Here is a 9,264-nt window from a genome sequence, read left to right as displayed (position 1 = left end):
GAGGTCTTGCCCCAGGACGGCGCAGCCTTGTGTGCCGAGTCCAGTGCCAGCTCGATGTCCTCGGCCGTACCGCGGGCCACTTCGCAGAAGGCCTTACCGGTCACCGGCGTGATGTTCTCGAAGTAGCCGCCCTTGACCGGGGCAACCCACTCCCCGCCGATCCAGTTCTCGTAACGGTCCTTGAAGGTCACCTTCGAACCCTCGGCACCTGGCTGTGCATAACCAGTCATTGCTAGCTCCTTTGTGTTGATTTGGAAAATATGTGTTGTCTAGGGCGTGCGCCATCGCCTTGAGGAGCCGCCGTGAAAGGGTCCACTCAGAGTTTGTGCCGGGACGGCAGTGTTCAGCGCTGTCCGGCGGTGCGCAATTGTTGGCGCAGGTCCTCCAGGACCGAGGCGTCCTCAATGGTTGAAGGGACGATGGTCTCCTCGTCTGAAACGAGCTCGCGCATTGTCTTACGGAGGATCTTCCCTGACCTGGTTTTTGGCAAAGCCGGGACGACCGTGACGTCGTGGAATGACGCGACCGCTCCAATGCGTGCTCGCACGCTGGTGATCAGTTCCTTCTTGAGGGTCTCTGGGTCGATCACTGTCCCGGACTTGAGGACTACATAGCCGCTGGGCCGCTGGCCTTTGAGTTCGTCGGGGATGCCGATGACGGCACATTCGGCAACCGCAGGATGTGCCGCAAGCGCGGTTTCCATCGCTCCGGTCGAGAGGCGGTGACCTGCGACATTGATGACGTCGTCGCTACGACCCATGACGAAAAGATAGCCATCCTCGTCGATGTAGCCCGAGTCCCCGGTCGAATAGTAACCAGGGAAGACGGACAAATAGCTTTTGGCATATCGTTCGTCGTTCCGCCACAAACCAGTCAAGGTACCCGGCGGCAACGGGAGTCGGATGACGATGTTGCCTTCTGCCCCCGCTTCGACGGGCCTACCGGTTTCATCCACAACCGCGACCCCGTAACCGGGACAGGGTGTGGACGGCGATCCGGGTTTGATTGCCATCGGAGCAAGTCCCCGTAGATTGGCACAAATCGCCCAGCCGGTTTCGGTCTGCCACCAATGGTCAACGACCGGGCGGCCCAGGACCTCGGTCGCCCATTGGTAGGTGTCCGGGTCCAGCCTCTCCCCTGCCAGGAACAGGGTCTGGAGCGAGGAGACGTCGTACTTGGCCAGTTCTGAGGCAGTTGGGTCAACTTTGCGTATCGCGCGCACGGCCGTCGGGGCCGTGAAGAGTGCCGCTACCTGATACTCGGAAATAATCCGCCAGAAGGCACCAGCGTCCGGAGTTCCTACCGGCTTGCCCTCATACATCACTGTGGTGGCGCCGGCCAACAGGGGCCCGTAAACAATGTAGGAGTGGCCAACTACCCATCCGACGTCGGATGCCGCCCACCACACTTGACCCCTCCGGATGTTGTAGAGGTTGCGCATGGTCCAGGCCAGGGCCACCGCGTGCCCGCCGTTGTCACGTACGACGCCTTTCGGCGCCGCTGTGGTTCCCGAGGTGTAGAGGATATACAGGGGATCCGTCGCCGCCAGCGATACCGGGTCGGCTGGAGCAACATCGTTCACAACTTCGTCCCAGTCGAGCCACGCCGTCGCGCCGCCGTCGTAATCAGCGATTTTGGCATCGAAGCCGGGTCGCAGTTTCACGATGACGTTGGGCACATCGACTCCGCTGATTGTTAACGCCGCATCGAGGATCGGCAGGTATTCGACGGGCCGGGATGGCTCCAGTCCACCGGAGGCGGTCACAATGGCTACTGGCTCTGCGTCATCTATCCGTTTGGCCAGCTCGTTGGCAGCGAATCCGCCGAAGACAACAGAGTGGACAGCACCTATCCTTGCACAGGCAAGCATGGCGATGACTGCTTCCGGAATCATGGGCATGTAGATCAGGACACGGTCCCCAGCGACTACACCTCTCTTGCGGAGTGCCCCTGCGAAAAGCGCCACGGCATCCAGTAGTTGCGAGTAGGTGTAGGTGACCTTCACCGAAGTCATTGCTGAATCGAAGATCAAGGCTGCCTGGGAGCCGTAGCCGGCCTGTACATGCCGGTCGAGTGCGTTGAAGCAGGTATTCAGACGAGCGTCGGGGAACCACCGGTAACGCGGTGCCTGGCTGTCGTCGAGGACTTCGACGGGTGCTGAGTCCCAGTCGATCAGTTGTGCTGCATCGAGCCAGAACTTCTCGGGATGGGCCATGCTCGCCCGGTAGACGCCGGCATAGGTATCGGGCACCAATTCGCTGGACTTCATTGTCCTGCGTCCTTTCTCTTGGTTGGTCTTGGGGTTTCCCGGTTCGTTTCGCGTGCTTCGTTGTCGGAACTGGCTGGGAACGCAGGGGCGCCGGTGGAACCAGGGAGGGGCCAGGTCCGCCCGTCAGGGAAGAATCGGCGGGTGATATTCAAGCGTGTAGCTGAAGAGCCAGGTGCAAACCAGCATCAATGGTGCGAGGAAGATGAAGTAGACAAACGTGTATCCGACAACGTTCCTGGGCCGCAGGTGCAGCAAGCCCAACAACGGCAGCATGAAGAACGGATTCAAGAGATTGGCCGTGGCCTCGGTTCCACCGTAGACGTTGATCATCCAACCTACGTGGGAGTGAGATTCATTTGCCGCGTGAAGGATGTACGGTGCCTCAAGGATCCACTTGGCTCCAGCCGAAGGGACGAAAAGACCCATGACGATCGAGTAAAGACCCACCAATAACGGCAGAGAATGTTCACCACCGACTGTCACGAAGAAGTCGCCCAAGTAGGTAGCCACTGAATATCCTTGAGCGTTTTTGGCCGTGATGATGACCGAAGCGACCGCTGCGTAAATCGGGAACTGGATCAGGATCGGACCGATGGCCGGAACCGCACTGTATATGGCCTTCAGGAAGCGGCGGATCCGCCAGTGCAGGAGGAAGGCAAGGATAAGGCAGATGAAGATGTAGTTGTTGACGTTCGAAATTGCCTTCAGCGGCCCGATATCGGCGATCTTGGTGACAATCCAGGCCACGGAAAGAAACCCGATGACGATCGTCAGGAGGGGGCTGTTGGACAGGAAATCACCGGGACGATTCGACACTTCGTCGTCCTTATCGAGGCCAAGCTTGGCTGCGTCGATGCCCAAGTCACCTGCTGTCCGCACTGCCTCTCCGCGGGGTGCTGTCAGGTACGCAATGGCAATCGCCGCGACGGAGACGATAGCTACCACGACGAGGTTTTGCCACAACAGGACTGTTTCCGTCAGTGGCACCTCACCGGAGAGGGGCAACAAATCTTTGGGGATACTGGAGGGCGAGGCGTGCAACAGCGCAGCCGATGACGAAAGGCCAAGCATGCACGTGCTCGCGTTTCCGATCAAACCACCGGCTGCAGCCGCCCGGAAATCCATCCGCAGTTCGGTACGACGGGCGAGGGCCATGACCGTGAAGGCGCTCAGCACCAAACCAAAGCCCCAATTTACCCAGGCACTTGTCACACTGACCAAAACAACGAAGGCAACGGCACCCTGGCCTGTTTTCGGAATCCTCGCCAGTCGCTCGATTCCCCGGCGGATCGGACGGCACGTCGCCAGGGCGAAGCCAGTGATGACAATCATGGACATTTGGTAGGTGAAAGGAATCAGGTTCCAATACCCATCACCAATCGCCGACACGATCGTCGTGGGCGAGGTGCCAATGAACAAAGCCGCCAGGCAAACAACAACCAGTGCGATCAGTGCTATGACGTAGGCGTCAGGGAACCAACGCTCCGTCCAATTGGTGACCCGCAAGGCGAGTCTTTGCAGACGCGTTGCGGAGCGTTCATCGGAGATTCCGTTACCGACTGCCCCCGGTTTAGGAGACTCAGCGGCATCTTTCCCGGCTTGAGTTACTGACATGAGAGGTCACTCTTTCGTTGACTGTTGTCGAGACGCGTCATTGCATCTGCATAAGTTCTGATGGGGCGAGCCGCCGGAAAACCGGAACATCTGTCCCTCCATCGGCCCGCGATCCAGCTGGAAGGTCGGCGAAACCTGACGCATCTGGATGGGGAATTGAGTGGGTGGTGACCCGTGGACGAGCGAAATGCTCCTCCACGGGTGTTGCAGGACTGGTCTGAACTCCTGCTCTTGCCGCCTTCTGCGAGGCTAAAGGCCCTTGTGGAAACCCTTGCGCAGTGTCTCGTGGATCGTCCACGTCGTCTGGTCTCCGGCCTTGAAAATGCCCGCTGTTCCGGGGACCAATTCGAGGATTTCCCCTTCGGATGTCTCGACGGTGGCGCGTCCCGAGACTATGACGAAGAATTCGTCCCAGGCGAAACTCCATGAAAACGTTCCGGGCTCGGCCTCGAAGACACCCCTCGACTGCTGACCGTCCGGGCTCTCCCAGATCAGTTGGGCCTTGAGCGCAGGGTTGCCGGCAAGGACCTCCCCCGGGAAGGAATCTTTCAACTGCAGTTCCACGTCCGCTGTCTGTACAGCGAAGGGCACGCGCACATCAACCTTTGAATTCATCTTCTTCTCCTTGTTTGTCATCCGATGACATCCGTGTCATCGGAAGTTTTCTGTGAGGGCCGGTCACACAACGTCTTCGAGTGGACCCAGCCAACGATTGGGATCCGTACTGGGCGGACTCGTTCGCCCGCTCAGACCGGTACGGCGCATTTCCTCGGCAAGGCTGTGGTCACCTGCACGACTTGAACTCCGGAGCCTCGACTCCACGGAAACCATGTCTTCTGCCAGTTTGTTCTGGCTCAGTTTGTATCCACCCTCAATGCGGGTCGCTTCGATGCGGAAGCCCACGATGGCGCGCACCAGGGACCGGATGGCTGCGCTTGGAAGGTTATCCAGCTGCCACGGCTCGGCGCGTCCGTTTTCGAACGTCTCTACCGAACGTTCGAGAATCGTTCGGAGCCCGTCGGAATCGACTCTCCTGTAGATGCCGTGAAGGTGGACCGCTGTATAGTTCCACGTCGGTGCGGCCTTCTCGGCTCGATAGTACGTCGGTGAGACGTAGGCATGCGGGCCCGGAAAAATAGCCATGACCGGTGAACCGTCCTCCAAACCAGCCAAGGCTTCGTTTCGAACCGCGAAATGACCTACGAGGCCAGATGGCGCATCGTCGTCGTTAAGCAGGAACGGGATATGGGTCGCAGCGAGGCTTTCTCCCTGTCCAGAGACAAGAATGCCGAACGGATTCCGACCAATGTGTGCGTAGGCACGCCCTGCGTCGTCGTCCCGGAACTCGTGTGGTTGATACATTTCTTCTCGTTTTCGAAGCTGGTTTGTTCGTCTTGGTTCTGGGCGGAGTGCGTCGGGAAATCACCCAACAGGTGTAAGAGTGTGGATGCTTAGCCCCGTCTGCCCTGGAAGGAGATCTTCGCGAAGGGAGCCATGCTCGTAATCGCCGAAATTCTGGTAGCGGTAAGGGATTGGCTCTGTTGTCGGCAGATCCAGGACCGCGGCGCGAACGGTGTCGGCTGCTGCGAGGAAGCCTTCCTCGTCGATCCTGTCGGCATTGTGAATACAAACAGGAGGCAGGACGCTCATTCCCGTGTACCACAACGTCCCGTGCAGCAGCGGGAAAAGAACCTCGTCGAGTTGGCCACTGATGCCTCGCGGTCCCACGGCTGCCTCCGGGCTGCCACATGAAACCAGCACCAAAGCCCGTTTGCCGGCGAGGTTTCCTTCGCCGTACCGCAGTGTGCGCCTGGGATCTGCGGGATCCTTGACCCTGTACGCGTAGCCTTGGACGAATACCCGGTCAAACCAGCCTTTAAGAATGGCTGGCATTCCGTACCACCAGAGTGGGAACGAGAAGACCACGGCATCGGCCCAATCGAGCTTTTCCTGTTCTTTGACGATGTCCGCTGACAGAGTCCCTTGTGTGTAGGCCCGCTCGGACGAAGTGGTGACGATGAGTGGCTGGCTTGCCTCTTGACCGAAGTCATCGCGCCCTACCACTGCTTCCCAACGCATTCCGTACAGATCCGAAACTTGGTACTCGTGGCCCGCTTCCTTCAGGGCACGCAGTCCCTCTTCCTGCAAAGCGTTGGTCAACGAAGACCGATCGGGGGATGCCATAACCCACAGAATCTTCACGCCAGCCCCCTTTCTGAAGCTTGTTCGAAGCCCCGTTTGCGGCTCGATATATCAAGAATGCTCTGGGCGAAAAGAACCAACCAGTGACCCTAGAGCCACAATGTGAAAGAATCGGGCCATGTACTCGTGCTCTACACCACATAAGGTCGTGGTCTTCTTAAGGCAAGGCGTCATCCCTCTCGAAGTCGGCATTCCGCACCGTCTTTTCGGTCAAGCCAGGTCACCCGAAGGCGAACCGCTATACGAAGTTGTTACAGCAGCAGTCGAGCCCGGACCCGTGCTTGCCCAGGCAGATTTCACCCTCGAGGTCAGAAACGGACCCGAGGTACTGCGCACCGCCGACACAGTGATCATTCCGGCGTCACTGGAGGACTACGATCCAAGGACCCAAGGAATTCTGACTCCCGAGTTGGAAGCGGCGCTCAAGCAGATTCGACCGGGCGCACGCATCGCATCGATCTGCACCGGCGCTTTCGTGCTGGCCGCAGCCGGAATCCTCGACGGCCAAAAAGCAACCACCCACTGGAAGAACTCCCCCGACTTCAAGCGCATGTTCCCGAGAGTGGATCTCGATCCCGATGTCCTGTTTACGGATGGTGGTGACGTCCTGACCTCAGCGGGCGTTGCATCCGGCATCGACCTGTGCATCCACATCATCCGTTCCGACCACGGGGCAGCGGTCGCAAACGCTGTGGCCCGAGGAACGATCATTCCGCCGCACAGAGAGGGCGGCCAGGCACAATACATTCAACGGTTGGTTCCAGAAGCCAAGTCATCGACCGTCAGCGGTGCCCGCGACTGGGCACTCCAGAACCTCGATCAGCCCCTGACCTTGGACTCGTTGGCCAGATCATCCGCCGTGAGCAAGAGGACATTTACCCGGAAGTTCCGCGAGGAAACAGGTGTGTCGCCCATGCAGTGGTTGGGCGAACAACGCATTCAGCGTGCACGTGAATTGCTGGAGACCACGGACCTGACTGTGGACCGTGTAGCGGAGAAAGCCGGGTTTGGCACCGGCGCGGCCATGAGGCTGTTGTTCCGTCAGACCCTTGGGGTAACTCCGCAGGCCTACCGAAGCACTTTCCGCGGGCCGGCACGGCTGGAAAACATCTCCATGTAACGGATTAAGGGCCGTAAAGCTGCATTCCCACCGAGTCTGGAACCGCATGCAAGGGGACAGGTCATGGCCTCGCAGACCAGAATAGGGCCATGATCGTGGATAACAACGATAGGGACCCTGTCGCCGGCCAGGACTGGGCTTACAGGGCGGCTGATGATGAGCCATCTCAACGGGTCAGCGTTCTGGCTGTCGTGCGCCCCGGCCGGTAGTTCCGGGTTCAAACCCAATTCCGTGAGGGCCACGCAGCAGGCAAGGAAGTGAACGTTCCGCGCACCCAACTCAAGGAGAACGCGGTGGACGATTCAGTGCTTGAAGCACGGTTCCTGGATGCAATGTCCAAAGTGGCCATGAAAGTCCTCCAACCAGAGGGCCCACGCACTTACGACATCATGATCGACAACGCCAACCAGTTCATCACAGACTTCCTCGACTCCAACCACGGTGGCGCTGCCTACGCCATCTGGATGGAGGTCAGTGACTACCTGGATCATCCGACCGGGCCGATGACGGAGCAGGCGTGCGACCAGGCTGGGTGCGAAGTCGCCACGGAGTGGCTGCCTGTCGACCAATCTTCGCCTGAGGCAACCGGCGGGTTCTTTACCCGGTGGCGCAGCCCGGAGCCTTGGCCGGCTTAGGGACCCATGTACCAGATTTCCGCACAGCCACTGACTGCCTGTGGCTATTCGATCCAGTAGCTTGAGCCGGGGTTGAGCTCCCGTGCAAGTGCCCAGAAAGCGTCGTCATCCATGTCGAACCAGCCGTCGGCATCAACGAAGAACACACCTCGTGCAAAGCCTTCAGCAATGCCGGCAAGCATGTCTTTGATCGAACTGTGCCGCTGCTCGTGGTCAGGGTCTTCGAAGGTGAAGTGGTACACCGGCTGATCGGTTGCGTTGGAGCAATCGACGAAGACCCAGCATCCGGATTCAGTCGTAAGGACAGGAAACCATAAACGGTTCTCCCCGTGTTCGTTGACGAACCTATCGTATGTGTGGAGGGCGTCCTCGAAGGTGAGAAGGTAGTACCCCGGCATCAGCCACATATCATCCAGCAGTATTGCTGGGCCGGCTCGCGTCCCATTGCGCCAAGCAAACAAAGCGATCAGGTCCTCCCCTGCGTGAAGTCCGCGTTGGGTGAGTTCAGTGGCAACGAGCTCGCTGGAGATTCCTGGATTCAGCAACTGCAGTGTAGGCCTGTCCAGTCGCAGGAGATGCTCTTCTATGGCCGCGGTCGATTCGGCTATCGGCTTGTTCATGGCAAGACCCTGCGGTGTCCAAGGAACTGCGGCCAGCTTTCTCCTGGCATGCGATACCCCGCAGGTACAGCGAGACATCCTCCATGCTGCTCGCGATGCTGAGGGAGTGGCGTGCTGGCCTCCATCACGAGACAAAGCCCAACACCATCCCGGGAAACCTGTCATTCGGACAGCAATGAACACCGTGCGATTATGGGCAGCGAGCAAGGGGAATGCGCAGTAGTCGGTCATGGGGCCACCAGGAGAGACGTGCTCCAGGTTGCCGGCGCAGCAGCAACACTGTCTCCTCTCAGTGGCTGCGCGCTCCATCTTCCGATCATCCAGCCCGAAGAAGAGCTCCAGGACGAAATGGCCATCGGGCGGTGGCTCAGCCGCCACGACGACACTTCAACAAACCTGGAATTCCGCGACGACGGAACTTTTGACTGGCCTGATGTTCCCGGAGGGTTCTTCGATGCATGGACACCATCGAACAACCTGAAACAGGATCGATACTCTTGTTCAGGTGAATGGAAAGTCGCCAAAAGTATCGGCAGCCCGTGGAGACGGGCCGTACACATGCACCCAAAAGTCCCATCCGAGGCTTTCGGCTTTGAACTGTTCACAGAGGGACGAGGCGGAACTTTTGGGCCAAACAGGCAAAGCATGTCGTTAAGGCAGCAGCAGACGATCATGAGGCGGGCAGCGGCCGGGCAGACATGACCGTTTCCACATCGCGCCAACTCGGAATCCAAGGACCCGTGATCCTCGGTCGTGGCATCGGCATGAACTAAGACCTGTGCAAGAAGCCTTTACATCCGCACT

General features: G+C 59.0%; 10 protein-coding genes. 3 read left to right on the top strand and 7 right to left on the bottom strand.

Going from position 1 to position 9,264, the window contains the following annotated elements; all coding sequences use genetic code 11:
• The 6 genes from ACFVSJ_RS10680 to ACFVSJ_RS10655 form a co-directional block, all read right to left on the bottom strand.
• The coding region (locus ACFVSJ_RS10680) for an aldehyde dehydrogenase family protein (protein ID WP_387436689.1) at window positions 1-230 on the bottom strand (230 nt) is incomplete at its 3' end.
• 113 nt (window positions 231-343) lie between these two features.
• The gene (locus ACFVSJ_RS10675) at window positions 344-2,269 is read right to left on the bottom strand and encodes a propionyl-CoA synthetase (RefSeq protein WP_387436687.1); all 1,926 of its coding nucleotides are present in this window, start codon (window positions 2,267-2,269) and stop codon (window positions 344-346) included.
• A gap of 123 nt (window positions 2,270-2,392) precedes the next feature.
• Complete coding sequence (locus tag ACFVSJ_RS10670) at window positions 2,393-3,883, bottom strand: TIGR00366 family protein (RefSeq protein WP_387436685.1); 1,491 nt, start codon at window positions 3,881-3,883, stop codon at window positions 2,393-2,395.
• A 249-nt stretch (window positions 3,884-4,132) separates the two neighbouring features.
• The gene (locus ACFVSJ_RS10665) at window positions 4,133-4,498 is read right to left on the bottom strand and encodes a cupin domain-containing protein (RefSeq protein WP_387436683.1); all 366 of its coding nucleotides are present in this window, start codon (window positions 4,496-4,498) and stop codon (window positions 4,133-4,135) included.
• Window positions 4,499-4,561: 63 nt separating this feature from the next.
• Complete coding sequence (locus ACFVSJ_RS10660; RefSeq protein ID WP_387436681.1) at window positions 4,562-5,245, bottom strand: FMN-binding negative transcriptional regulator; 684 nt, start codon at window positions 5,243-5,245, stop codon at window positions 4,562-4,564.
• Between the two features lie 60 nt (window positions 5,246-5,305).
• Window positions 5,306-6,085 (bottom strand): NAD(P)H-dependent oxidoreductase, encoded by a 780-nt coding sequence (locus tag ACFVSJ_RS10655; protein WP_387436679.1) that lies wholly within the window; start codon window positions 6,083-6,085, stop codon window positions 5,306-5,308.
• A gap of 118 nt (window positions 6,086-6,203) precedes the next feature.
• Here ACFVSJ_RS10655 and ACFVSJ_RS10650 point away from each other — a divergent pair, with 118 nt between their 5' ends.
• The gene (locus ACFVSJ_RS10650; RefSeq protein ID WP_387436677.1) at window positions 6,204-7,205 is read left to right on the top strand and encodes a GlxA family transcriptional regulator; all 1,002 of its coding nucleotides are present in this window, start codon (window positions 6,204-6,206) and stop codon (window positions 7,203-7,205) included.
• A gap of 257 nt (window positions 7,206-7,462) precedes the next feature.
• On the top strand, window positions 7,463-7,840 hold the full coding sequence (locus ACFVSJ_RS10645) for a hypothetical protein (protein ID WP_387436675.1): 378 nt from the start codon (window positions 7,463-7,465) through the stop codon (window positions 7,838-7,840).
• 44 nt (window positions 7,841-7,884) lie between these two features.
• Here the strand turns inward: ACFVSJ_RS10645 and ACFVSJ_RS10640 are convergent, their stop codons facing one another.
• Window positions 7,885-8,460 (bottom strand): hypothetical protein, encoded by a 576-nt coding sequence (locus ACFVSJ_RS10640; protein ID WP_387436673.1) that lies wholly within the window; start codon window positions 8,458-8,460, stop codon window positions 7,885-7,887.
• Window positions 8,461-8,709: 249 nt separating this feature from the next.
• On the opposite strand from ACFVSJ_RS10640, the gene ACFVSJ_RS10635 reads away from it, so the two are divergent.
• On the top strand, window positions 8,710-9,162 hold the full coding sequence (locus tag ACFVSJ_RS10635; RefSeq protein WP_387436671.1) for a hypothetical protein: 453 nt from the start codon (window positions 8,710-8,712) through the stop codon (window positions 9,160-9,162).
• The last annotated feature ends 102 nt before the right edge of the window (window positions 9,163-9,264 follow it).

Source organism: Paenarthrobacter sp. NPDC058040, assembly GCF_042885775.1.
Taxonomy (GTDB): Bacteria; Actinomycetota; Actinomycetes; order Actinomycetales; family Micrococcaceae; genus Arthrobacter.
Note: the sequence above shows the minus strand (reverse complement) of the source record. Positions and strands in the feature narration are given on the sequence as shown.